This window comes from Gloeocapsa sp. PCC 7428, from assembly GCF_000317555.1.
Lineage (GTDB): Bacteria > Cyanobacteriota > Cyanobacteriia > Cyanobacteriales > Chroococcidiopsidaceae > Chroogloeocystis.
Genome location: NC_019745.1, coordinates 5,104,347 through 5,130,039, shown reverse-complemented (window position 1 = coordinate 5,130,039; position 25,693 = coordinate 5,104,347). Strand labels below are relative to the sequence as shown.

18 protein-coding genes and 1 pseudogene are annotated in these 25,693 nt (G+C 45.1%); 13 read left to right on the top strand and 6 right to left on the bottom strand.

Going from position 1 to position 25,693, the window contains the following annotated elements:
• Nucleotides 1–108 precede the first annotated feature (108 nt).
• The 3 genes from GLO7428_RS22555 (at nucleotide 109) to GLO7428_RS22545 (ending at nucleotide 2,929) form a co-directional block, all read left to right on the top strand.
• Complete coding sequence (locus tag GLO7428_RS22555) at nucleotides 109–852, top strand: phycobilisome rod-core linker polypeptide (protein WP_015190902.1); 744 nt, start codon at nucleotides 109–111, stop codon at nucleotides 850–852.
• A gap of 68 nt (nucleotides 853–920) precedes the next feature.
• The gene (locus GLO7428_RS22550) at nucleotides 921–1,694 is read left to right on the top strand and encodes a phycobilisome rod-core linker polypeptide (RefSeq protein ID WP_015190901.1); all 774 of its coding nucleotides are present in this window, start codon (nucleotides 921–923) and stop codon (nucleotides 1,692–1,694) included.
• Nucleotides 1,695–1,843: 149 nt separating this feature from the next.
• Entirely contained in the window at nucleotides 1,844–2,929 is a 1,086-nt protein-coding gene (locus GLO7428_RS22545) for a calcium/sodium antiporter (protein WP_015190900.1), read from the top strand.
• A gap of 201 nt (nucleotides 2,930–3,130) precedes the next feature.
• Here GLO7428_RS22545 and psb29 read toward each other — a convergent pair whose 3' ends face one another.
• On the bottom strand, nucleotides 3,131–3,886 hold the full coding sequence (gene psb29, locus GLO7428_RS22540; protein ID WP_015190899.1) for a photosystem II biogenesis protein Psp29: 756 nt from the start codon (nucleotides 3,884–3,886) through the stop codon (nucleotides 3,131–3,133).
• Between the two features lie 181 nt (nucleotides 3,887–4,067).
• Nucleotides 4,068–4,370 (bottom strand): hypothetical protein, encoded by a 303-nt coding sequence (locus GLO7428_RS22535; RefSeq protein WP_015190898.1) that lies wholly within the window; start codon nucleotides 4,368–4,370, stop codon nucleotides 4,068–4,070.
• 227 nt (nucleotides 4,371–4,597) lie between these two features.
• Between GLO7428_RS22535 and GLO7428_RS22530 the strand changes: the two genes are divergently transcribed.
• The 5 genes and pseudogenes from GLO7428_RS22530 to GLO7428_RS22515 all read left to right on the top strand — a co-directional run bounded on the left by GLO7428_RS22530 (nucleotide 4,598) and on the right by GLO7428_RS22515 (nucleotide 8,651).
• Nucleotides 4,598–5,656, top strand: a complete 1,059-nt coding sequence (locus GLO7428_RS22530) for a chlorophyll a/b binding light-harvesting protein (protein ID WP_015190897.1) — start codon at nucleotides 4,598–4,600, stop codon at nucleotides 5,654–5,656.
• An 81-nt stretch (nucleotides 5,657–5,737) separates the two neighbouring features.
• Nucleotides 5,738–6,745, top strand: a pseudogene (locus GLO7428_RS22525) (chlorophyll a/b binding light-harvesting protein); the annotation flags it as partial.
• Between the two features lie 15 nt (nucleotides 6,746–6,760).
• Nucleotides 6,761–7,252: a photosystem I reaction center subunit XI gene (locus tag GLO7428_RS29175; protein WP_255348403.1), complete on the top strand. Its 492-nt coding sequence runs from the start codon at nucleotides 6,761–6,763 to the stop codon at nucleotides 7,250–7,252.
• 79 nt (nucleotides 7,253–7,331) lie between these two features.
• Nucleotides 7,332–7,841, top strand: a complete 510-nt coding sequence (fldA, locus tag GLO7428_RS22520; protein WP_015190895.1) for a flavodoxin FldA — start codon at nucleotides 7,332–7,334, stop codon at nucleotides 7,839–7,841.
• A 78-nt stretch (nucleotides 7,842–7,919) separates the two neighbouring features.
• Nucleotides 7,920–8,651: an alpha/beta fold hydrolase gene (locus tag GLO7428_RS22515; protein ID WP_015190894.1), complete on the top strand. Its 732-nt coding sequence runs from the start codon at nucleotides 7,920–7,922 to the stop codon at nucleotides 8,649–8,651.
• Nucleotides 8,652–8,796: 145 nt separating this feature from the next.
• Here the strand turns inward: GLO7428_RS22515 and GLO7428_RS22510 are convergent, their stop codons facing one another.
• Nucleotides 8,797–10,299, bottom strand: a complete 1,503-nt coding sequence (locus GLO7428_RS22510; RefSeq protein ID WP_015190893.1) for a catalase — start codon at nucleotides 10,297–10,299, stop codon at nucleotides 8,797–8,799.
• 342 nt (nucleotides 10,300–10,641) lie between these two features.
• Between GLO7428_RS22510 and GLO7428_RS22505 the strand changes: the two genes are divergently transcribed.
• Entirely contained in the window at nucleotides 10,642–12,003 is a 1,362-nt protein-coding gene (locus GLO7428_RS22505; RefSeq protein WP_015190892.1) for an NAD(P)/FAD-dependent oxidoreductase, read from the top strand.
• Nucleotides 12,004–12,097: 94 nt separating this feature from the next.
• Here the strand turns inward: GLO7428_RS22505 and GLO7428_RS22500 are convergent, their stop codons facing one another.
• Both GLO7428_RS22500 and GLO7428_RS22495 read right to left on the bottom strand, forming a co-directional pair.
• Nucleotides 12,098–14,578, bottom strand: coding sequence for a bifunctional diguanylate cyclase/phosphodiesterase (locus GLO7428_RS22500; RefSeq protein ID WP_015190891.1), 2,481 nt, complete (start codon nucleotides 14,576–14,578; stop codon nucleotides 12,098–12,100).
• Between the two features lie 379 nt (nucleotides 14,579–14,957).
• Nucleotides 14,958–16,532, bottom strand: a complete 1,575-nt coding sequence (locus tag GLO7428_RS22495; RefSeq protein WP_015190890.1) for a bifunctional ADP-dependent NAD(P)H-hydrate dehydratase/NAD(P)H-hydrate epimerase — start codon at nucleotides 16,530–16,532, stop codon at nucleotides 14,958–14,960.
• Nucleotides 16,533–17,018: 486 nt separating this feature from the next.
• Here GLO7428_RS22495 and GLO7428_RS22490 point away from each other — a divergent pair, with 486 nt between their 5' ends.
• The 4 genes from GLO7428_RS22490 (at nucleotide 17,019) to GLO7428_RS22475 (ending at nucleotide 24,184) form a co-directional block, all read left to right on the top strand.
• Complete coding sequence (locus GLO7428_RS22490; protein WP_015190889.1) at nucleotides 17,019–17,213, top strand: hypothetical protein; 195 nt, start codon at nucleotides 17,019–17,021, stop codon at nucleotides 17,211–17,213.
• 312 nt (nucleotides 17,214–17,525) lie between these two features.
• Complete coding sequence (locus GLO7428_RS22485) at nucleotides 17,526–17,753, top strand: hypothetical protein (protein ID WP_196797416.1); 228 nt, start codon at nucleotides 17,526–17,528, stop codon at nucleotides 17,751–17,753.
• 11 nt (nucleotides 17,754–17,764) lie between these two features.
• On the top strand, nucleotides 17,765–22,789 hold the full coding sequence (locus GLO7428_RS22480) for an ATP-binding protein (protein WP_015190887.1): 5,025 nt from the start codon (nucleotides 17,765–17,767) through the stop codon (nucleotides 22,787–22,789).
• Nucleotides 22,790–23,440: 651 nt separating this feature from the next.
• Complete coding sequence (locus GLO7428_RS22475; RefSeq protein ID WP_015190886.1) at nucleotides 23,441–24,184, top strand: SPOR domain-containing protein; 744 nt, start codon at nucleotides 23,441–23,443, stop codon at nucleotides 24,182–24,184.
• 10 nt (nucleotides 24,185–24,194) lie between these two features.
• Here the strand turns inward: GLO7428_RS22475 and GLO7428_RS22470 are convergent, their stop codons facing one another.
• Entirely contained in the window at nucleotides 24,195–25,688 is a 1,494-nt protein-coding gene (locus tag GLO7428_RS22470) for an alpha/beta fold hydrolase (protein WP_015190885.1), read from the bottom strand.
• Nucleotides 25,689–25,693: the final 5 nt, after the last annotated feature.

Genomic DNA, 25,693 nt, shown 5'->3' with positions numbered 1-25,693 from the left:
TAGGTATAAGCGAAACTTGGTAATTGGTTAGAGAAAAAAAAACTTATACAATTACCTGTTACCTAAACCTAGTACGTAAAATGTGACCCTAAAAACCCAGTTAAATCTATGCCAATTCCTTTACTTGAATATCAACCGAGTTCCCAAAATCAGCGGGTATCGGGTTATGAAGTACCAAACGAGGATACTCCTTGGATTTATCGTTTAGAAGATTGTGCTTCTGATGGCGAAATCCAAGAATTGATTTGGGCAGCGTATCGCCAAGTCTTCAGCGAACATGAAACACTGAAGTTTTACCGCCAAGCGCAGCTAGAATCGCAACTGAAAAATCGTGCAATTACTGTTCGCGATTTCATTCGCGGGTTAGCGAAATCAGAAAGCTTTCGTCGCTTGGTTGTAGAAACAAATTCTAACTACCGATTGGTGGAAGTTGGTTTGAAACGACTTCTAGGTCGCGCCCCGTACAATCGAGACGAAGAAATTGCTTGGTCGATTAAAATAGCTAGCCTCGGCTGGAACGGTTTTGTAGATGCTTTGCTCGATAGCGAAGAATACCAAACCAATTTTGGCGATACAACAGTACCGTATCAGCGACGTCGTTTTAAGGATCGTCCGTTTAATTTGGTTACACCGCGTTACGCTGATTACTGGCGCGACAAGGAAGAAAAAGAGCGCTACAAGTGGGGCGATATTAATAACTTCATGGAAATGGCAAGTTCAATTAATACTCGACAAGTACAATTTACGTCTGTCAGTACTGCCAACATCCAAATTCCGGACATGACACGGGATAATAAACAAGGGGTACCAGTTTCAGTCAATCCTTCAGCTAGCTTCCCTGTTCGGTTGTAACAGCTGGATAAATTGAATTTCCCCTTAATTTGACGACTAAACTTATTGTTTGAAACGGAGATAGCAGCATGGCATTGCCGTTGCTTCAGTATAAACCTACAACACAAAATCACCGCGTCCGCAGCTTTGGTGTTGCTGACCTCGACGATGAAACTCCATACATCTACCGTGTAGAAGACGCGAACTCGCCCGCAGAGATTCAAGAATTGATTTGGGCAGCTTATCGCCAGGTTTTCAGCGAGCATGAAATTCTCAAAGCCAACCGTCAAGTACAGCTAGAGTCTCAACTTAAGAATCGCGCGATTTCGGTACGCGATTTTATTCGCGGACTTGCCAAGTCGGAGCGATTTTACCAAATGGTGGTTGCGGTGAATAACAACTACCGCCTTGTTGATATCTGCTTGAAGCGCTTTCTTGGTCGGTCATCTTACAACAAAGATGAGCAAATCGCTTGGTCAATCAAAATTGGCACGCTAGGCTTTCATGGTTTTGTTGATGCCTTGCTTGATAGCGAAGAATACACCGATAATTTTGGTGACTACACCGTACCTTATCAGCGCAAGCGGATGGAAGGTCGCCCCTTCAACTTAGTGACTCCCCGCTATGGTGAAGACTTCCGCGAAACAGCTGGCACTGTTACCACCGATTGGCGTTTTGCGCTGGAGCAATTCTACAGCCGCAAGTACGAACAGCGACAGCTACGCGAAGGCGATCCCCGCAAGTATCGCGATATGGCAGCCGCGATCGCACCCAAGCAAAACTACGCTCAAGGTGTTTCTGCCTACAACATCGACTACATGAAAATGGTTCCGGTGCGTAACGCTTCGGGTAGTAAGCGCTAAGCTAGCTGTGAACTGGGGTTTGATTTCTTAATTTTGTCATCTAATCAACTGGGTCTGGTTTCCGCACTGTTCGTGGCGATCGCATAACATTGATTGTTAGCTATCCGTCAAGGCAAGTGGTAACTAGACCCAGTGATGTTATAAGGTTTATGGATATTACAACAATTGTTTTATTAATTATCGGCTTAGTATTGCTCGTTGTCGGCGCAGAAATATTGGTGCGTGGAGCATCGCGCCTCGCAGCTAGTGCTGGAGTCTCACCCCTAATCATCGGTTTAACGATAGTTGCTTATGGCACCAGTTCACCTGAACTTGCAGTTAGCGTGCAATCTGCTTTTGCCGGACAAGCTGATATTGCATTGGGTAATGTTGTTGGCAGTAATATTTTTAACGTTCTGTTTATCTTGGGCGTTTCTTCGTTAGTCGCTCCTCTGATTGTCTCTCAGCAGTTAGTCAAGTTTGATGTCCCGATCATGATCGGTGTATCGTTTTTAACTCATTTGCTTGGTTATGATGGGAGAATCGGAAGAATTGATGGCATTTTACTATTTATTGGTGGCGTTGCTTACACTCTTTTCTTGATTTACCAAAGCCGCCAAGAAAAAGATACTGCGGTTCAAGAAGAATACGCTAGAGAATACGGCAACTATGGCAGAACAGCTTGGTTAGTCAATTTAGGCTTTATCCTTGGTGGTTTAGTATTACTTGTCATCGGTTCCCGCTGGTTAGTGAGTGGGGCGATCGCGATCGCACAAGCAATTGGCGTTAGCCAGCTAATCATCGGATTAACAATTGTCGCCGCCGGAACATCTTTACCCGAAGTTGCTACTTCAGTTGTTGCGAGTATACGTGGCGAACGCGACATTGCGGTAGGAAATGTTGTCGGCAGTAATATTTTTAATCTTCTCGCAGTTTTGGGGCTAGCGAGTATTTTCTCGCCTGATGGTGTTGCTGTTTCGGCTGCGGCGCTACGGTTCGATATTCCCGTCATGATTGCAACCGCGATCGCCTGTTTGCCAATTTTCTTTACGGATAACGTGATTTCCCGTTGGGAAGGAATTCTCTTTCTCGCTTACTACGTTGCTTATACAGCATACTTAATTTTGTATTCGACGCAACACGACAGTTTGCCGATATTTAGTTTGGTGTTCCAAGCCTTTATTATTCCCATTACGCTCGTTACACTAGCTATTGTTACGTTGCGTTATATTCGCGCTCATCACAGTCATAGCTAGATTAGAGCGATTGGCTGCTAGCAATTAGCGCTAAGTGCCAATCGCCAAGGGCTAATCACGGAGAGTTGCTTGTAAAGAGTATCGAGTTAATAAATTTTAATGTCTCTAGCACCCTGCGCGAACAATTTCATTGCTCAAAATTCAAAACTAACCACTAGCGATCCCAACCGGATGTTCTAACTCAAATGAGAAACATAATAGTTAAGAACCAAAAGAAGCCTTGTCTTGCGACGAACCAGGCGCTTGCGACGGATCATCAGCATCAGGAGTAGTAACTGCAATTCCTTTATCTGGAGTTTGTTGCTGACGTTTCTTACGATCAGCGGAAAGTATATCTGCAATTGTTGCTAATGCTTGCTCCATTTTGTCTACATTAGCGCGATACAGTTCTAGATCTTTGTTGAGTTTGTCTTCTGAGATGTTCAACGTAGCAGCAATACTCTTAAGCGCATCAACTCGCTGCTTTTCGTCTTTGACTAAAGCAGGATCTGACAGTTCTAATAAACCGAAGACTCCGATCGCAAACAAGCGGCTGTATTTAAAATGAGGGTTATGGGCGATCGCTTGAATTTGCTGCTGCAAATCACCCACTTCTTCTTTGTGAGTTTCCCCACGCAGCCACGCTATCAACTCAGGAGTTGATGTGTTCTTAGCAAATAGACCTAAACGTTCAGCATCCTGACGATAGCGTTGTGGATCGCTTTCTACAGCTTGACACAAAGCATTAAAAATCGACTCCTTATCTCTTTCAGGTTGATACCCCTGCATAAACCGCTCAAAAGCAGTGACTACGCCCAGGGCATAAATTGGGTTGTAGCTAAAATCGACATTCACTGACAGCAAGTGCATTTCTACCATCAGTTCTTCGACCACCCGACGATAAATCGTGTTGATCGGACGAGTGTGAGATGTGTAGAAAGCTCGCTTGGTATCGGAAACTGTACGGACGTTATTCACTGGACGACTTCAAGGGCGACGTAAACTCATTGTCGCGCTTAACCGCCACTTTGCCAAGTTGCGCTTTGATCCCTACACAGGTTAAATGAATCATATTTGTTGGGAGCAGGTAATGGGTAAGCAGCTAGCAAGAGGAAAAAACTGCCAATGACCAATTACCAGTTACCAATTCAATGAGTTTTCAGCGACATTTACAAGCTTTTGGATGACACTTGGGTGGATTTGCCGCCGGTTCATAATCTAAACAATTGATTGCGTCTTCGGTAAGTGCTTTGCAAGGATGAACAGTACATTTGAGTCGATAATCTCCGGTGAAGTAGGCGCAGCGGCTGCAAGGAACTTGGTGCAATTGCTTGAGTCGAGCGATACCGTCTCGCGTTGCGATCGCGATACTCCACAGAAACACAGCTAGCAACGATGAAACCGAAACCATACATAGTGGAGTTGTAATCGGCTGAACAACTTGAAGAAATAAATTGAACATATGCGTTATGCCGAGTGGGTGTAAGTTGTAGCGAATTCTTTACGTTTTTGTTGCTGCTGAAACAGCGTGCAGCAATGCAGTGTTTTTCCTCAAAAATCGCGCTGGCAGTTGCGCTTGTAAAAAGTTGCAGAAATTTAATGAAAAGGATTGTCAATAACTAACGTTATAGTGTAAGCTATCTTGCAAGTTTTTGAAAAAGATTTTCAACAATTAGGAGGTAAGAGACGGTGACAACTGTCGCTAAGAGTCCACTTTCAGTGGAGCAAGATCTCGCAGAGTCTCCCTGGTGGGCAGGTAATGCACGCCTCACGAATTTATCGGGTAAATTACTCGGCGCTCATGTCGCTCATTCTGGCTTGATTGTGCTGTGGGCAGGCGCTATGACTTTATTTGAACTGGGTCATCTTAATCCTGCAAAACCGATGTACGAGCAAGGATTAATTCTACTACCGCATCTAGCCGCCCAAGGTTGGGGAGTTGGTGCCAACGGTACTGTAGTAGATACGCAGCCGTACTTTGCGATCGGTGTCATTCACCTCATTTCGTCCGCGTTTCTTGGTTTTGGCGGTATCTTTCATTCGCTACGCGGTCCAGAAAGGTTAGAAGGAAGATTTTCGTTTTTTGGCTACGACTGGGCAGATACCAACAAAATGACGACGATTTTGGGCATTCACCTCGTTTTACTCGGCGTGGGTGCTTTTCTTTTAGTCGCGAAGGCAATGTACTTTGGTGGTTTGTACGACCCGAATGTCGAAGATGTCAGAGTCATTACAAATCCAACGCTCGATCCGACAGTGATTTATGGCTATCTCTTCGGTGCGATTGGTAGGTTCTGGATTGCTGGCGTTGACAACCTAGAAGATGTTGTCGGCGGTCATATCTGGGTTGGTGGAATGTTAATTTTTGGTGGAATATTTCACATCCTAACCAAGCCTTTTCGCTGGACATATCCGTTCTTTGTTTGGTCGGGAGAAGCTTATCTTTCCTACAGCTTGGGCGCTTTGGCGTTGATGGGATTCGTTGCAACGCTGTTCGTCTCCGTCAATACCACCGTTTATCCTGAAGTGTTTTACGGTCCTGCGCTGGTGGTACGGCAGAATATTGTGCCTTACTTTTCATCGCCCGATCCTGATTTAGTCACCTCGCGGACTTGGCTAGCGAATGCTCATTTTTGGTTAGCGTTTTTCTTTCTGCAAGGACATATCTGGCACGCTTTGCGATCGCGTGGTTTAGATTTTCGTAAAGGTCGCATCAGTGAAGATGCAGTGATTCCGCAACCAAGTTAATGCAAAAGTACTTAGCAACTTTGTTCAATAGACTTCTGTGCTTGACACTGCAATAACGCAAATAATTCGCAAGGAGTTCTCATGACCGCAGTGATCTCAGATAGCCCTTACAAAAACCAAATTCCTGACGTAGGTTGGTGGGCTGGTAATTTTCGCTTAACAAACTTATCGGGTAAATTGTTGGGCGCGCACGTTGCGCATTCAGGGTTGATTTTGCTATGGGCTGGAGGAATGACACTCTTCGAGTTGTCACGCTTTCATCCCGATCAACCGATGTACGAACAAGGGTTAATTTTACTACCGCATTTAGCAACGCTGGGCTTTGGTGTTGGGGCTGGCGGACAAGTGATTAGCACCTATCCTTACTTTGTTGTTGCTGTCTTGCATTTGATACCGTCAGTCATTCTGGCAGCCGGAGGACTTTATCACGCTTTATTAGGTCCCGAAGTTTTAGAAGACAACCCTACCCTAGCTGGGTTCTTCGGTTATGACTGGAAAGATAAAGATAAAATCACGTCTATTTTAGGCATTCACCTCGTACTTTTAGGTTTAGGCGCGTTGCTACTTGTTGCCAAAGCGATGTTTTGGGGTGGATTATTCGACCCTTGGGCAGCGGGTGGTGGTGATGTGCGCGTTATCAGTCATCCTACACTCAATCCTATCCGCATTTTCGGCTATCTATTCGGAGCTTGGGGTTCAGAAGGAATGGCTGCGGTTGATAACTTAGAAGATGTTGTCGGCGGTCACATCTGGGTTGGCTTGATGTTGATTGGCGGTGGAATCTTCCACATCTTGACGCAACCTTTTGCTTGGGCGCGACGCATTTTAATTTACTCAGGCGAAGCTTATCTTTCGTATAGCATTGGCGCCGTTGCCTACATGGGCTTCTTTGCTGCGTACTTCGCGTGGGTCAATAACACCGCTTACCCCGAAGTATTTTATGGTCCGGTACGCACTCTAGAATCTGCGCCTGGGTTAGTTTCTGTGCGTGGTTGGCTGGTGACATTCCATGTTGTCCTCGCTTTGATTTTCCTCATCGGTCATATTTGGCACGCTTTACGCGCGCGCGCAACTGCGGCTGGATTTGATTTCAAAAAAGGTGACATGGTTCAGCCACCGCAAGTTAATCTGCAAATGGCAGCTGCGAACAATGCGATCAATTCCCAAGATGTGACGTTGAATTTTCTCAAATACCTACCAATTTACCGTCCAGGAATTAATCCTTTAGCGCGGGGATTAGAAATTGGTATGGCACACGGTTATTGGCTAGTGGGACCTTTTGCTGTATTAGGTTCTATTGGGACATTACGCGATGCGAACATTGGTGCTTTAGTTGGTTTACTCGCAGCTGGTGGTTTGATTCTCCTGCTGACCATCGGTTTCTCAATCTATGGTACTACCAAACTAGAAAAACGCCTAGAAACTTTACCCCGACCAGCGTTTGCTGCAACAGTTCCCAACGTGCCAGAGGCTTTGCAGAATGTCGATGAGTGGAGTCAGTTTACAACCGGCTTTTTCATTGGTGGGATTGGTGGCGCAATTTTTGCGTACTTAATTTTGAATAGCTGGAGTGCATTTCAAGCGATTGCAAATTAGTCAATGAGGAACGCGGGGCTTGTAATAAGTAAAATTGCCCCTTTCTTCATATTGATGTTCAATGTTTTAGGTGAAATAAATGTCAAGTATTGGTTTATTCTACGGTTCAACCACAGGCAAAACTGAAATTGTTGCCGAAATGATTCAAAAAGAATTGGGTGAAGATGTTGTCACGCTGCACAATATGGCAGATGTTGAAGGTAGTGAGTTTAATGATTACGAAAATTTGATTATTGCGTGTCCTACCTGGAACATTGGAGAATTACAAAGTGATTGGGATGGCTTTTTCCCCGATTTAGATGATATTGATTTTAGTGGTAAAAAAGTCGCTTATTTTGGTACAGGCGATCAAGTTGGTTATACCGATAACTTTATGGATGCTTTGGGAATTTTGGAAGAAAAGATTTCTGAACTTGGTGGAACAACAGTCGGCTACTGGTCAACTGATGGCTATGATTTTAATGAATCGAAAGCTGTTAGAGATGGTAAGTTTGTCGGTTTAGCGCTGGATGAAGATAATCAATCAGATTTGACGGAACAGCGCGTTAAAACTTGGATTTCTCAACTGAAGAAAGAATTTGGCGTGTAGTTACTAAGAGATAACGACAACAATGCACAGGTATCTTGCCTGTGCTACTTGGCAATACATATTTGTGAAAGATTTTGTATGTCTATAGTTCCAGATGTTTTGTGGATTAATACTAGCCCTAGTTTGCAATGCTTTCATCGCCCACTTTTATGTTATTTGTCGCATCACTTAACTGTGGCGCAGTGGGAATATTGCCAAACGCAGGATGAGCCGTGTTCGCTTGATGTTGCTTTAGAATTACTCCACGACTATTTACAATCGTGCGATCGCCCAGTTCACTTGATCGGTCATAGTACGAGTGGCTTACTCGGATTACTCTATGCACGTCGCTATCCTGATAAAGTTAAATCGCTAACTCTCCTTGCTGTCGGGGCTGATCCGGCGCTTGATTGGCAAGCTCATTATTATAATCATCGTAAAATTATGAGTTGTCAAAGAGTCCTTACTTCGATGGCTTATAACTTGTTCGGCTCGCAAGATAAATGTACAATTAATAGTCTAATTAAACGCTTACAAAAAGACTTATACTGCTCGGTATCACCGCATTCATTTTTACAACGAGTGAGTTTACCTGCAAGTGGCGTACCAGTACCATTAATGGTTTGTGGTGGCACTGATGATATCATTATCGAAACCGCAGATTTACAAGGTTGGAAAGATTATTTGAAAGCAGGCGATCGCTTGTGGTTATGTCCTCAAGGAAAGCATTTTTTTCACTACTTTCAACATCAACTTGTTGGTGAACAAATAACCAATTTTTGGCAATTTACTCATCAATCTGCTTTACTCCATGCTAGTTTGTTACTTTGAAAGGTTTCAACTATTAAATTAAAAACTGGTAGAAATGTTGTATGGACACCTCTACCAGATGATAAATTTATTGCAGATGCCTTCCGACTGAAGTCGGGGCTATGAGAACGAAGTGTGCAAGGCAGCACACTAAAAATTGACAACGTTACATAGCTTGACTTTGCTGAAGTCCTTCGCGTACTCTTGAACCGTATTCAGGATCGGCTTGTGTAAAATGCTCCACCATTCGCTCTTGAATGTCTGGATTACACTGTTTAAGCGCGTTTACCAAGTTCAAGATCAAATCGTCACGTTCTTCGTCTGAAAAAGCACGGTAGCGATCGCCAGCTTGTCCATAATCGTTCGTCCGGCTAATCTTCTGGCGCGTGACAGGACCTTCAACATACGGAGTATGATCCTTACCTGATTTTGGCGCTTCTTTTAACCCGTGCATACTGCTTGGCTCATAATTGACGTGCGGATTCTCGCCTGCTTCAACACCATCAACGCGGTAAGTCATTTGACCATCACGCAAGTTTGTCGCCACTTTAGTTTTGGGACTGTTAATCGGTAACTGAAGATAATTTGTGCCGATACGGTGACGCTGCGTATCCGAGTAAGAGAAAGTCCGACCTTGTAGCAATTTGTCGTCAGAGAAGTCTAACCCATCAACTAAGACGCCAGTACCAAATGCAGCTTGCTCAACTTCCGCAAAATAGTTCGTTGGGTTTTTGTCGAGTACCATGCGACCAACAGGTAACAAGGGTATTTGTTCTTGTGGCCAAACTTTGGTAGGGTCGAGGGGGTCAAAGTCAAGTTCGGGGTGTTCGTCATCCGACAGAATTTGCACAGCAAACTCCCATTCAGGATACTCGCCGTTTTCTATCGCTTCGTACAGATCCACAGTGGCGTGATTAAATTCCTTCGATTGAATTTGCTCAGCTTGCGCTTGAGTTAAACACTTCACGCCTTGTTTCGGAATAAAGTGATACTTGACAAGGTAGCCTACACCATCAGCATTCACCCACTTGTAAGTATTAACGCCCGATCCTTCCATATGGCGGTAACTTGCAGGAATTCCCCAAGGGCTGAACAACCACGTAATCATGTGCGTTGCTTCGGGTGTCAGGCTAATAAAGTCAAAGATGCGATTGGGGTCTTGTTTGTTAGTGACAGGATCGGGCTTAAACGCATGAACCAAGTCAGGAAACTTGATGGGATCTCGAATAAAAAAGATTTTTAAGTTGTTTCCAACTAAATCCCAGTTACCATCCTCGGTATAAAACTTGACGGCAAACCCACGCGGATCGCGGAGCGTTTCCGGTGAATGTCCGCCATGAATCACTGTAGAAAAACGGACAAAAACAGGCGTAATCTTACCTTTTTCTTGAAAAAGCTTAGCGCGCGTATACTTGTTGATAGGTTCGTCGCCTAGACTGCCATACGCTTCAAAATAACCATGCGCCCCAGCACCACGCGCATGAACAACACGTTCAGGAATTCGTTCGCGGTCAAAGTGCGTGATTTTTTCTAAAAAGTTGTAGTTTTCGAGGACAGTAGGACCGCGATCGCCTACAGTTCTCACATTCTGATTATCTGTAACTGGATGACCCTGCCGGTTTGTCAGAACTTCCTGTTCGTTGTTTGATTCTGGTTGATTGTCTATCATGTAACACCCTGATGTCAAAGCACCATCAGTGAGACTATTTACTGTCAAAGCTGATAGCTGCGTTTTTTGTTCGTACAAAGCAATACCGTTGATCTCAATTTTTTCAAACCGCTCATTCCGCTAACCTCTGACCAAAGAAATAGATCCCAGATTGTGAATTGAATATGGGGGTAGAGGAAGCAGGGGAGCCAGTGCGGTGCGAAGGTTCCTCCCTCCGTTAACCACTAGCCACTGACTACTCGTCACTCTATATTGCTTGACCTGTAGCGATCGCTACGCCGATTTTCTCTAGTTGAGCTAATATGAACATCTGTAAAGAAATTATCTAAAAGTCAGTTTTATATGGTCAACGCTGTCGATAATCAATCTCCGCATCGTGTTGTCATTGTTGGTGGTGGGTTTGGCGGTTTGTATGCAGCGAAATCGCTCGGCAGTGTCTCTGTAGAGGTAACATTAATTGATAAGCGTAACTTTCATTTATTTCAACCCTTACTTTATCAAGTTGCGACAGGGACTTTATCGCCTGCCGATATTTCTTCTCCGCTACGGTCAGTCCTAAACCGCAACAAAAACACCAAAGTGCTGATGGGAGAAGTTGTCGATATTGACCCAGAACAGCACAAAGTAACGCTGCAAAATCAAGAACTACACTACGATAGTTTAATCGTCGCTACAGGTGTTAAGCATTCGTATTTTGGCAAAGATGAATGGTCAGAATTTGCCCCAGGATTAAAAACCGTTGAAGATGCGCTAGAAATGCGGCGGCGAATTTTTGTCGCGTTTGAAGCCGCCGAGAAAGAAACCGATCCAGAAAAACGTCGGGCTTGGTTAACGTTTGTGATTGTTGGTGGTGGACCGACAGGGGTAGAGTTAGCAGGTGCGATCGCTGAACTTGCGTACAGTACGCTGAAAAAAGATTTTCGCAATATTGATACCGCTGAAGCTAAAATCTTACTACTTGAAGGGATGGATCGCCTACTTCCGCCTTATGCACCCGAATTATCTGCCAAAGCTGCAAAATCTCTTCAGCAATTGGGTGTAACGGTACAAACGAAAACATTAGTTACCAACATTGCAGATGATATTGTGACCACCAAGCAAGGCGACGAAGTCGCACAAATTGCTGCCAAAACAGTTCTTTGGGCTGCGGGTGTCAAAGCATCACCAATGGGAGAAACCCTGGCTAAGCGCACTGGCGCACAACTCGACCGTGCAGGACGCGTTATTGTCGAACCAGATTTGAGCATTCCAGGACATCCCAATATATTTGTTGTAGGTGACTTAGCAAATTTCTCGCACCAAAACGGTAAACCTCTACCTGGTGTTGCACCGGTGGCGATGCAGGAAGGACAGTATGTCGCCGCACTCATTAAACAGCGACTACAAGAAAAAACATTACCACCCTTTAGTTACTTGGATCGCGGAAGTTTAGCCGTCATCGGACGTAATGCAGCGGTTGTAGACTTTGGTTTTGTCAAATTCTCCGGTTTCTTGGCGTGGCTAACGTGGGTATTTGTCCATATCTACTTCTTAATCGAATTCGATAACAAACTTGTTGTTCTTCTGCAATGGGGTTGGAATTATTGGACGCGCAAACGCGGTGCAAGATTAATTACAGGTGAAGAATCTTTACTAACAGTAGGAGTTAACGATCGCGGTGATTTCTACGCGCCAACTAATAGTAATTCAACCGTTAAAGTTTAATATTGGTAACAGGTAATAAATAGTAAAAAAGCAGTGAGTATTTAGTAATCATCTATAAGCTAAAAGCCAATTGCTAACAGCTAACTGCTAATTCTCACCACTGAGGATTGCTTTTTAGCAGAGTTTCTACTTGATCGCTACTGAGCGATCGCGAGATAAAAAATCCTTGGGCATATTCGCATTGCAATGTTTTTAAATAAGCAAGTTGTGCGGATGTTTCTACGCCTTCGGCGGTGACATCAATATTTAGTTTATGGGCAAGAGTAATAATTGTTTCAACAATTTCCGAACTCGCTTGCTCAATTCCGATACGCGAAACAAAAGAGCGATCAATTTTTAAGCCATTGATGGGAAAATGGTATAAACGTGCTAATGATGAATAACCTGTACCAAAATCATCAATTGATAACTGAACGCCTAAATTTCTGAGTTGCAGCAGTTTTGTTGAAATTGAATCGTTATCTTCCATAATCACGCCTTCAACAATTTCAAGTCTTAATTTTGATGCGGCTAAATTGGTTTGCTGCAAGATTTGCTGAATTTGCTCGACAATATTAGGCTGAGAAAACTGCTTTCCAGAAAGATTAACGCTGATAATTACGTTTTTTGCTTCTGGAATTTGTAGTTGCCATTGATAAAATTGATGACACGCAGTATGAATAACCCATTGACACAAGCGAGTGATTAGCCCAGTTTCTTCGGCGGTGGCAATAAATTGATCTGGGTATTGTAAACCGTGTTGAGGATGTTGCCAGCGTACTAAGGCTTCAAACCCAGTAATTTTTCCTGTGTGTAAAGATATGATAGGTTGATATTGCAGAATAAACTCTTGTCTTTCAATCGCACGACGCAGATCCGTTTCTAGTTGTAAGCGTGCCACAGCCTTGGCATACATAACAGGATTGAATATTTCGTAGCGCCCCGCGCCTTGATTTTTAGCACGATACATCGCAATATCAGCATTGCGTAGTAGTGCTTCAGGTTGGTCATAATTGGTGCTACTCAAGGCGATGCCAATACTTGCAGAAGTAAAGATTTGTTGTTCTTCAATTTCAAAAGGTGACGTCAGTGCTTGTTCGATTCTTTCAGCGACACGAATTGTATCACTCGCATCTTGAATGCCGTCGAGTAAGATTGTAAACTCATCGCCGCCAAGGCGGGCTACAGTATCGGTTGGGCGGACGCATCCTTGCAGTCGAGTCGCGATCGCAATGAGTAACTTATCGCCGAGAAGATGACCTAAGCTGTCATTAATCACTTTAAAGCGATCTAAATCCAGAAAAAGAACCGCGAATAAATACTTTGGATATCTTTTAGCGTGTTGAATTGCTTGTTCTAGACGATCTAGAAATAACGCGCGGTTGGGTAATCCTGTGAGGACATCGTGAAAAGCATTTTGTAGCAATTCCTCTTCGGCTTGTTTGCGTTCGGTAATGTCGCGACAGATTGCGTGCAATTCGATTGGTTCACCTTCGTTATCAATTACTAGCTGATTGCGTTCGCGTACCCAAAGCACTGAACCATCTTTACGAACTTTGCGAAGTTCGACTTCACTACTCGTAATCTTTTCGCGGAAGATACTCGCCATCCACTCTTGCATCCAATCGCGATCGCCTTCATACACTGTCACTAATGCAGGCTGACCGATTAACTCTTGTTTGTCGTAGCCTAAATACTCAGCAGCAAAATTATTAACCGATTTGAGCGTACCATCAGCGGCGATCGCAAAATAAGCATCAGGCGCAAAATCAAATAACTTTTGATACCGTTCTTCGCTTTCCCGCAAGGCTTCCGCATTGGCAATCTTAGCACTGAGGCGCTGACCAAAATACGAACCCACTGACGTTAACAACAAAATACTTAAACCCGCAGTACCAGTAGAAATAGCAAGGATAAACCTATCAATTCCAGCACTCTGACGCAGAAGTTTGATTGATGGGTAATAGTCAACCGCCATCATCCCTAGGTAATGCAGTGCATCGATTGCGACTCCTGCAAAAATCGCGCTACCAACTTTACCCAAACTTTCCGACGACACAATTTTTTCAGCACTTGCATGAAATGCCAACCACAACGCGCTGGTAGACATGAAAACTGTAAAAACTCCCGCACCGATGACAAATAATTGGTTGTACACTGGCATTGCCGCAAGTCGCATTCCCCACATTGCGGTAAAATGCATACCAACAATGCCTAATCCGACAAACATTCCTCCTGCGAATAAAGGCAACCAACCGAGTGGTCTTCTACTAGCAATTGATAATCCAACACCACACAAGGCGATCGCGACTAATAAGGAAAGGAATGTAGTTGCAATGTCGTAAGTAATCGGGATGGGTAACTCGTAGGCAAGCATCGCAATAAAATGCATCACCCAGATACTAATTCCCAGCGCGATCGCACTACCACCGAGCCATAGCTTGCGCGCCAATCCTTGCGTTACTGGTACTTGCCCCGCCATGTCAAGTGCAGTATACGAACTGATAATTGCAACTACCAGCGAAAGCACAACTAAACGTAGATCGTAAGTAGCGCTTAAGGCTGTACTGATGGAAATTAAATCTTTAACAGCCATAAAGTATGATATTAGTCACCTTACGCTTAATTCAGTAAATTTTTGATTTTATCCTCGAAGTGACACTTGTGGAGTTTTCGCGGCTACTAATATGTCAAACTTATTGTTTTTTATTAATTAAAGTCTTTATACAAGTAGGTATTGAATTAATAGAAAAATACTCGTATTTAAGACTACACAAGGATTTAATAGTAACCGTGTTGTTAAAAAATGGAACTGTATCACCTAATTATATGATTTATATTAATTATGAAAAACGCCGTTTAACTAGCCTTTAGCTAATTCTAGATTGACAGATGATCGTACATCATATATAAAGTTTTTAGTTTATAAGCAAAAATAATCCGTAGGTCGCTCGATTGTCCTGTTTAGCTAATCGCTAACTGCTTCGCACTACAGACATCAAATACTGCGTCAAAGTAAAGGCATCTACGCCCATTTCGGTGCGATCGCGCGCGGCTAAAATACCTGCTTGAGAATGCCACCATGCAGCGCTGGCGACAATTTCTAGTAAAGGTATATGTTTAGTAGTCGCTTGCGCAATCAATCCACCTAATAAACCTGTCAAGACATCACCACTACCACCACGCGCCAAAGCTGGCGTACTTTCAGAGTTAATCCACACATAATCAGTATCGGCGATCGCGGTTCTTGCGCCTTTTAGTAACACCACAGCCCCGCTTTGTGCAGCGGCTGCACGTACGGCAGCGATCTGGTCGTTTGTCGGATCAACAGTATCAGGAAACAATCGCTTAAATTCACCTGCGTGCGGTGTTAATACAGTTGGCGCTTGTCGGCGTTGTAATGTGGGGATTGTTCCCATTTGGGCAAGAATATTTAAACCATCCGCATCTAAAACCAAAGGGCGATCGCTATTCATAACTTCTTGTAAAATTGGCTTGGCATCAACAGTTAAGCCAGGACCACAGGCGATCGCATCAAACGAACTCAAATCAGTTTGTTCGGGTAATTGCAACTGCGCGATCGCACCGCTTGCGGTTTCTGGACAACCGACGATGAGGGCTTCAGGTAATTGTGCAGATAATAGCGGTTTAATCGACTCAGGAACCGCTATTGAAAGCATTCCGACACCACTTGCTCTTGTCCCTAAACCTGTTAAAATTGCTCCACCTGTGTAACGTCGCGAACCGCAGATGAGTAATAAATGTCCCTGCTTGTATTTGTGCGTCACGGGCGATCGCTTGAGTGGTAAAGTTGCGATCGCACTTTGCGGGGTAATGCGTTTTATCTTGGGGGTTTCTAACACCGCTTGGATATCTGCAATCGGAATATCAAAATCAATTAATTCAGCTTGACCAACATAATCTAATGCTTGGTCTTGCAACAATCCTAGTTTCCACAATCCTAAGCAAAATGTCTGCGTTGCTTGTACGGCGGTTCCTAGCACTTCCCCTGTATCGGTGTGTATCCCAGAGGGTAAATCAATACTCACCACTGGCTGTGACCATTCATTCAACTGATCGACAATGCGATCTACAGGCGAAGACAGCGATCGCTCTAACCCAAACCCAAATAAACCATCAACAAATACAGCACACTTTGCTAGAGGTTCCAAAGCTTCATAAACCGGAATGCCTAAACTCTTGACATATTGTGCGTGTTGTGCAGTTAAGTCTTTTAACTTAGAAAAAGGGCAGCAAACCGCAATGTCATATCCTTGAAAGTGTAATTCGCGTGCCACCACTAAGGCATCACCGCCATTATGCCCAGGTCCTACTAAAATACCAATACACGGGAAATGCGATCGCGGATAAAGCTCGATAATCCGACGCGCAATCAGCCCTGCGACCTTCTCCATCAACGCGGCGACTGGCATTCCTTCAGCAAAAATTCGCGCTTCAATATCCCGCATCTGCTGCGCAGTAACCACAACGCGGGAAATTTGTTCGTGTCGTGTTGTCGTGTTCGGCAAAGGAGATTCTGAGTTGAACATTTTAGTAAGAGCTACACTCACTGCTTACTCTTATTGTTCCTGAATTGATGCATACGCCACCTACAGCAAGAGAGAAATCCAGTACTGTTTTACTTTCTTTTTACTACAACGTACGTTCAGCTACTCATCTGGTACGAATAGTTCCGAACGCGATGCGTATTGCCAAGCACAACGAAAAAATCGTATTTCTAGATAGTATTTCTATTAATTCTTACCATAGTGAAAGTTAATTTACAGAAGTAGGCTAACCTTTGTAACAATCATTATTAATTTAACTAAACAGCTTAATGTAAGTCCATCAAAAACAACAAATTCGATTCATTTGCTACAGTAATACTATCTAATTATTAATACAAGCAATTCTAAACCTACTAACATCAAATAGCAAACAGTTTGTGAAACTGAGTATTTTAAAATCTTACTTTCGATGTTGCTGAGAAGGTTTTACAAGATTTAGTTTAGAAATAAGTAAGTGCAACAAAGAAAATGAACGATTCAATTTTTGTAATATTTATTGTATTTGGTTGTATTTGGATAGTATTGGGGGCTGCTGGCTGGATTGCACTTCTGAAATCAGAAGGCGAAGAAATTCGGTTAGGTAAGTGGGGGCTGATCGTGGCGCTACCAATCGTCATTCCCATTATTGTTGCCTTAGTGTTGGGTGTAGCGTACGCCAATTGAAAGCATTAGATTTCTCATACACTATGCTTTCAATTTTTCAGCTTTACCACTTCGCGAATGGAAACATGACTACTATATAGTGGTATTAGCTGTTTGTAGCCTTTTTATTATTTTCCAACATAGCTTTGCGGTACAAGATTTTTGGTGCTATGAGCGTCAAATTGCAGAAATGCGATCGCACGCACTTCGTCGGCATTTATAGCGTAAGTCAGTAACTTTGTGCGTTGTCTTTGCTAAAAATAGGCTCCCTCGGTCGATAGATAGACATTCTTTGTAGAATAGTCAAAGCTTATGGATACAGAGAACTTGATCGTGACTGAGTTGAGACGGTGCTTAAATGCAGAACATCTCAGTGCAATACAGCCAGCAATGAGAAACTTGGTACGAGAACTGCGGCAAGCGATGAATCGGAAGTTAGCGGCTGAAATGGGCACGACTTTCTTAGTAACTGATCGCTGGCAAAGACGAGTAGTGCCTTCTCTTTTAGCAATCAAGCAGTTTGACGCCTTGTATTTTTCGGGGAGCAAGTCAAAATCGTGAGGGGACCAGAAGTGACGTCTGCAAAGCTATTTGCAAGTGGCGGAGAAATGGGCGCGCGGATGCGAGACATGGATTGGACAAAAACGCCGCTAGGTCCACCAGAACAATGGCAACAGAGCCTAAAGACTGCGGTACGAATTATGCTCACTTCACAGCAAGCAATGTTTGTCTGGTGGGGTGAGGAACTCATAAACCTTTACAATGACGCTTACAAAGCGATCGTCGGTGGAAAACATCCAAAAGCGTTAGGACAGCCTGCATCTGTAGTATGGCGCGAGATTTGGGATCAAGTCGGACCTCGCGCCGAATCTGCCATTCTCAAAAATGAGGGAACCTACGATGAGGCGCTGTTGCTGATTATGGAGCGCAACGGCTATCCAGAGGAAACATACTACACCTTTTCCTATAGTCCGGTTCCAGATGACGCAGGCGGTACAGGTGGCATTATCTGTGCAAACACCGACGATACACAGCGAATTATTGGCGAGCGTCAGTTGGTATTGTTGCGGGAACTTGCAGCCAGAACCGCAGACGCCCGCACCTTTGATGAGGCTTGCACGCGGAGTGCTGAGTGCTTGCAAACCAATCTGCATGACCTACCTTTCGCGATGATTTATTTGCACGATCCCGATCAGCAGCACGTTGTTCTCGCAGGAACCAGCGGGATCGAGCGCAGCCACGCGGCGATACCTGAAACGGTCGATCTGAATGCAGATTCAGTTTGGTCGATTGCAGAAGTCCTCAAAACGCAGCAAACCGTTCTTCTTTCCGACCTAACATCAATTGACGATTTACCCACAGGAGCGTGGGAGCGATCGCCGCATCAAGCTGTTGTAGTACCCATCGCGCCCTCTAGAACAACAGGTACGGGAGTTTTGATCGTTGGTTTAAATCCATTCAGACGCTTTGATGACTCGTATCAAAGGTTCATTGATTTAGTCGCGGCTCAAATTACCGCAAGTATTGCCAATGCTCAAGCTTACGAAGAAGAACGCAAACGTGCCGAAGCATTAGCAGAAATTGACCGCGCCAAAACGGTTTTTTTTAGCAATGTCAGCCATGAATTCCGCACGCCGCTGACGCTGATGTTAGGTCCGTTAGAAGATTTGTTAACACATCAGCGTGAATCATTTTCAACAATAGAAAGAGAACACCTAGAAACAGTACATCGCAACGCCCTGCGCTTGCTGAAGCTCGTCAATACTCTGCTTGATTTCTCACGCATTGAAGCCGGACGCATTCAAGCTGTTTACGAACCCACGGATTTATCAGCTTTTACCGCCGAGTTAGCAAGCGTGTTTCGCTCGGCGATCGAACGCGCCGGAATGCGGCTCATTGTCGATTGTCCTCCATTGCCCGAACCTGTGTTTGTCAACCAAGAAATGTGGGAAAAGATTGTTCTCAATCTACTCTCAAATGCGTTCAAGTTTACTTTTGAGGGCGAAATTACAATCTCGCTGCGATGGGCAAGCGATCGCGTTGAATTAGCAGTTCAAGACACAGGAACAGGCATTGCAGCGGAGGAAATTCCCAATTTGTTTAAACGGTTCCATCGAGTACCAGGAGCGCGCGGACGTACATACGAAGGTTCGGGAATTGGTCTATCGCTCATCCAGGAACTCGTCAAACTACACGGAGGGACAATTTCAGTCACGAGCGAAGTTGATCGCGGCACGCGCTTTGTCGTGTCGATTCCCACAGGCTCAGCGCATTTACCTAGCGATCAGATCGTTGCAACTCATACCGCAGCAATTACAGCAACAAATCGATCTTCTTATATTGAAGAAGCACTCCGCTGGCTACCAGAAAAAGTAGGGGAGCAGGGGAGCCAGTGCGGTGCGGTGCTTTCTCCCTGCGTTGTAACAACTGGCACGAGCAGAGAAGCAGAGGTGAGTGATGCTCGATTATTGCCTACTGCGTCTGCGCATATTCTCCTTGTAGACGACAATGCCGATATGCGCGATTATGTCAAGCGACTCTTAAGCCAGCAGTACCAAGTCAAAGCTGTTGCCGATGGTATCGCCGCTTTAGAAGCTATTCGCCAACAACGCCCCGATCTTGTCCTGACAGATGTAATGATGCCTCGGCTCGATGGTTTTGGATTACTGCGCGAACTACGAACTGACCCGATTACGCGAGAAATTCCAATTATTTTACTATCTGCGCGTGCAGGAGAAGAATCTTGCGTCGAGGGATTAGCAGCAGGAGCCGATGATTATCTCATCAAACCTTTCTCGGCGCGCGAATTGCTAGCAAGAGTCGAAGCAAGCTTGAAGCTAGCACGCTTGCGGCAAGAGGCAGCCCAGCGCGAACAAACTATCCTGGAGCGCGTTACCGATGCATTTGTGGCGTTTGATCGCGACTTGCGCTTTACTTACGCTAATTCCAAAGCGTTACAAATCATGCGCAAAACATTCGATGAAATCTTTGACAAAACGCTTTGGGAAGTTTTGCCTGATCTGATTGGTACGCCAATTGAGCAAGCATATCGACAAGCGATCGCAGGGGAGGTTACAACATTTGAAGAATATTATCCACCGCATGACCTGTGGTTAGAAGGGCAGCTTTACCCCTCAGAAACAGGGCTTTCTGGATTTTATCGAGATATTACACAACGCAAACACACCGAAGCAGTTCTCAGACATAGCGAAGAACAGTTTCGGCAACTTGCAAATGCGATGCCACAAATTGTCTGGATTGCGCGCGCCGATGGCGAACCAGAGTATGTCAGTCAACGATGGGTTGAGTATACAGGGCTGACACTTGCCCAAACGAGCGATCGCGCAAATATTACTCAAGTCATCCATCCTGACGATCTTGAGCCAACGTATGAAATTTGGCAGTCTTGTCTTGCAACAGGATCGCTTTATCAAACCGAGTTTCGCTTGCGGCGGATTGATGGTACTTATCGCTGGTTCCTCTGTCGCGCTGTACCGATTTGCAACGAGCAAGCGCAAGTGGTTCATTGGTACGGCACATTAACGGATATTGACGATCGCAAACGTACCGAGGAAGCCCTACGCCAAAGCGAATCTCGCTTTCGTCTGATCGTCGAAAGTGCCAAAGATTATGCAATTTTTACCCTCGATCTGAATGGCATTATCACAAGCTGGAATTCGGGCGCACAAAGACTTTTAGGCTACACCGAAATTGAAGCTATTGGTTGTCACGGTCGTTTGATTTTTACACCAGAAGACAATCTGCAAAATCAAGCTGATCGGGAAATGCACATCGCCCTACACGCAGGGCAAGCGGAAAACGAACGCTGGCACGTCCGCAAAGACGGTAGTCGCTTTTGGGCAAGTGGAATCGTGATGCCGCTACGCGATGAAGCTGATAATGTACAAGGCTTTGTCAAGATCATGCAGGATAAAACAACGCAGCGCCAGGCAAACGAACGGCTGCATCTGCTGTATGAAACGACGAGTCATCTCCTCGCCGCAGAAAACCCGTTGGCAATAATGAACAATTTGTTTAGCAAACTGCAAACCGAGTTAGAGTTGCACTACTACTACAACTTCATGGTTGAAGAAAAAGACGGTCAGCAAATGCTTCGTCTCAGAAACTATGCAGGAATTTCAGACACAGCCGCGCAGGCGATCGCACAGATCGAATTCGGTCAATATATCTGTGGATTAGTTGCACAAGAACGCCGTCAAGTTGTCTTTGACCAAGCACAAATCGCAACTCATCCCAACGCACAGATCATCCGTTCGATGGGTATTACTGCCTACGCAAGTCAGCCACTGATTGCGCAAGGACGGTTACTTGGGACGCTTTCGTTCGCTAGTCGGACTCGTCAGCGCTTCACACCCGAAGAAATTGATTTGCTGCAAGCAACGTGTGACCAAGTAGCAGTGGCGCTGGAACGGGCAAATTTGACAACTTCATTGCAGCAGCAAGCTGAGCAGTTGCAACAAGCTAACCGCATCAAAGACGAGTTTTTGGCAGTATTATCGCACGAGTTGCGGTCGCCGCTGAATCCGATTCTTGGTTGGTCAAAGCTACTGCAAACTCGCAAGCTTGATGAGGCAAAGACTGCACAAGCCTTAGCAACGATTGAACGCAATGCGAAGTTGCAATCTGAACTGATCGAAGATCTGCTCGATGTCTCGCGCATCCTGCAAGGAAAGCTGAATTTAAATGTTGCTGTGGTTAATTTAGCATCGACAATTCAGGGCGCGATTGAAACCGTGCGTCTAGCAGTAGAAGCCAAATCAATCGAGTTAACGGTAAACCTTGACTTTAATGTAGAAGTTTCCGGTGATGCAACGCGCTTACAGCAAGTGATGTGGAACCTGCTTTCTAACGCGGTCAAATTTACGCCTACAGGCGGTCGCGTTACGGTAGAGTTAACACAGGTTCGCAATCAGGCTCAAATCAAAGTCAGCGACACAGGCAAAGGCATTCAACCTGATTTCTTGCCTCATGTATTCGACTACTTTCGCCAAGAAGATGGCAAAACGACGCGCAAGTTTGGCGGATTGGGTTTGGGACTCGCGATCGTACGGCACTTGGTTGAACTGCATGGCGGTACAGTCGAGGTAGAAAGTCGCGGTGAAAATCAGGGAGCAACGTTTACAGTACAACTTCCCCTCATACGCAGTGAACCAACAGTCGATCAGAATCACCAATCGTCGGAACTCCCACCCAATTTAAACAACGTTCAAGTTTTAGTGGTTGACGACGATACTGATACTAGAGACTTTGTTGTTTTTGTGTTGGAACAGGCAGGAGCAACGGTAATCTCAGCAACTTCAGCAAAGGAGGCGGTAGTAGCTTTAACGAACTCTCAACCGGATGTATTAGTCAGTGATATTGGGATGCCAGAGATGGATGGCTATATGCTGATGCAACATATTCGCTCACAGCGCCGCGATATTCCAGCGATCGCACTGACTGCTTATGCTGGCGATTTCAATCAGCAACAAGCTTTACGCGCCGGATTTCAACAACATATCACTAAACCTGTCGAGCCAGAGACGTTAGTCAAAGCGATCGCAACACTGATCAAATACAACGAAAGCAGCATCTAACCTTTGCTCTCGCCTGACACTCACTGGATGAATTTAATCTTGTCTCTCAGCATTGGTGGCTACCGCGTACACACAAGTGGTCGGATCTAGCAAAATCCCTGGCAAACCGCCCCCAAGCCACGCCAGTTCCTACAACGGAGGTTCTTCCCGCGCGTGAGCGCAAGTAGTGTGGATTTATACCATTTCACTTTAAATTTGCTACAAATGGGTAGCAGAGGAGATCTGAGGTGCAGAGGGAGAAATTAACTGTAGTTCTTATTTAGTGAAATAGTATTAGGGGGCGAAAAAGCTGGGAGCGAAGCCAGCCTAGACTTGTGTGTACACTGTAGGCATTGGGGGAGCGCGAGAGGGGGCGGGAGACTTCTAAATTACTTAAAGTTCCTGACTTGTGCGGGATTTAGAGGCGAGTTATGATTCGTGCCAGAGGTCTACTGTATATTTACTGAAGTTTTAGTATCAATAAAAACTAATAATACTAAATTTATCAGCAAAACCTCGCTTGGAAATATACCCAAACTAACGCTAATTTGCTTTTGTAACATTTATTCACTTAAATGCGCTAAGCAACCAATTTTGGCTGTAAAGTGTCTAATTTAACATCTTTAAATTAATTTTCTATCTGCCATCTCAGCATTGTTAGCCTAACTCAAGATGAACAAGCCTCATCAATCGCGCAATATCAGCTTGTTTGCTCAACTTGCTACCTCATTACTCGCGGTACCTGTTCCCACAATATTGGGAGGGTGGTTCGTTGCAACAACTACAGCCGCACTAGCGGATATTGCAGTCGTCGATCGCTTACCTCCACCGCCATCCGTCCCACTCGCAAAAGAAGAGTTACCGCCGCCGTCAATTTTTGTTCCCCGCGAATTTGATTTTCAAGCACCATCATCGAATACACTACCAGCGCTTAGTAATCCCAATAGTACCAATTTGAACTATTTAGTTTATGTTGATGATGTGACTTCTCCAACGCTAGAGCAAGTCAAACAACTTGAACCACAAGCTTTTGTGCGGCAGTACAATGGACGTCGTATCGTTCAAGCTGGAGCATTTGCGCAAAACTCGAATGCCCAGCAACGCGCTCAGGAACTTAAATCGGTTGGAGTAACAGCGCGGATTGTCGATTTAAGTACGGGTACTGACACGGCGTTTGTTGGTGATGCGCGGTCATATTTTGTCGTCATTCCGGATCGCCAAGAAAGTTTACCAGCGATCGCCGACCAAATTAGACAACTACAACAAAATGTTGTCATTGACGTCAGCCAGCAACAGCAACCACGAGGACCACACGTCCGCGTCGGACCCTTTTCCAGTCGTGCTTTAGCCGAACAATGGAACCAATTTTTCCTCAACTCTGGCTTAAGAAACGCGCGAGTCTACTATGGTCGCTAATGATGTAATGCTAACTCGCTAGGGGAAAGCCAGCGGCGAGAATCCAACCAAAGAACAAAGCACTCGCCAGCGCAGAACTCCACGCTTCGTCAACCAGCGCCACTACAAATGAGAGAACAGCAATCAATGGCGGGAATAAGGGTAACAAAAGAAACATAAAACCCAATTGCGGCAGGAAGTTCAGCGTTAACACAAAGCCACCAATTAAAATGGCGCTTTGGGCAAACCACCAACCAACTCGCGCTTTAGCGCCAATTCCTTGCTGCGCAATACCCGATGCTAAAAACCAAGGAAGACAGGCAATACTTAAGGGCAACCACAGTTGTAGGCGCGTGGGAATCAACCACCATTGCAACCAAACAACTTGTGCCACCGCACCAAACGCAACCCACAACAAGGCAAACAACACTAATCCTAATCCCGCCATCCGCCATGTAGGACGCGGCAAATGAGCAAGTAACGCTAGCCAAGCCACACCAGCGATGCAAAACCACAATCCCACGGCTGCGCCTACCTGTACGCCACCGAGACTGGCAAGTTCCACACTTCGATTTAAAAATGTTAACGCGATCGCAGCAACGAAAGGTGCTAGCAGCAACCCACCCCAGCGTTTTGCCGAATGGACTTTTTTCAAGTAAGGTTTGGGCAGCACAATTTTAGAAGCGACTGCTGTGAGTAGCAATAACCAACCGAAAAGATGCAAGCCATACCAACCCATGCGACGATCCGCATACTCGGTACGATTGAACTGATTAAAAGTTGCATTCAACCAACGTAACGCGGCTTGATGACTAACATCATTGAAGAGAATCGTAATATGCTCGGCGTTCGGTACGACAACAAGTTCGCGGGCAGTTCCTGCTGCAAAGTCGAAATTAGTACCGCCACTCGCAGCTAATAAACGCTGCGCATTCGCGATAAATCGACCTTCCCAACTTCCTGCTTGCAGTTGTAAGTTATGAGGAGCTTGCGCTGTTACACCTGCACCCGTTGGCGAAACTGCGATCGTTGCTGCAAAAGTGTGAACGTGTTCAATTCCCGCAGCCATAACGATACCACTTCCCATCGAGTGACCCAGGAGTGCTAGACGCGTGCGGTCAACTTCGGGTTGCTCTAACAGCGCCTTTAACGCCACATTCAGGTTTTGCTGTAACTCAAAGCGCTGTAGTCGATTGGGATTTGCGCCATGCCCATCAAAGTCCCACAGCATCGTTGCGTAGCCTGCACGGGCTAGAACGTGCGCGTAACCCAGCATTAATTGCTTTGAGCCTGCATAGCCATGCGCGATCAAAACTCCAGGGACAGCTTTGGCTTGTTGCGGCGCGAGATAGAGTAGTGGAATACTTTCGCGTTCAAACGTGCGGATCGTTAGTCCACTTCTAGCGGCGATAATTCCCCACCAGGATAAACCAATGAGCAAGATTGATAAAAATAATAGCCATTGCCGCAGGCGTTTCAATCGAATTGCTCCCAGTTGAGTAATGTAGGAGAGGTGAGGGTTCATAGGGG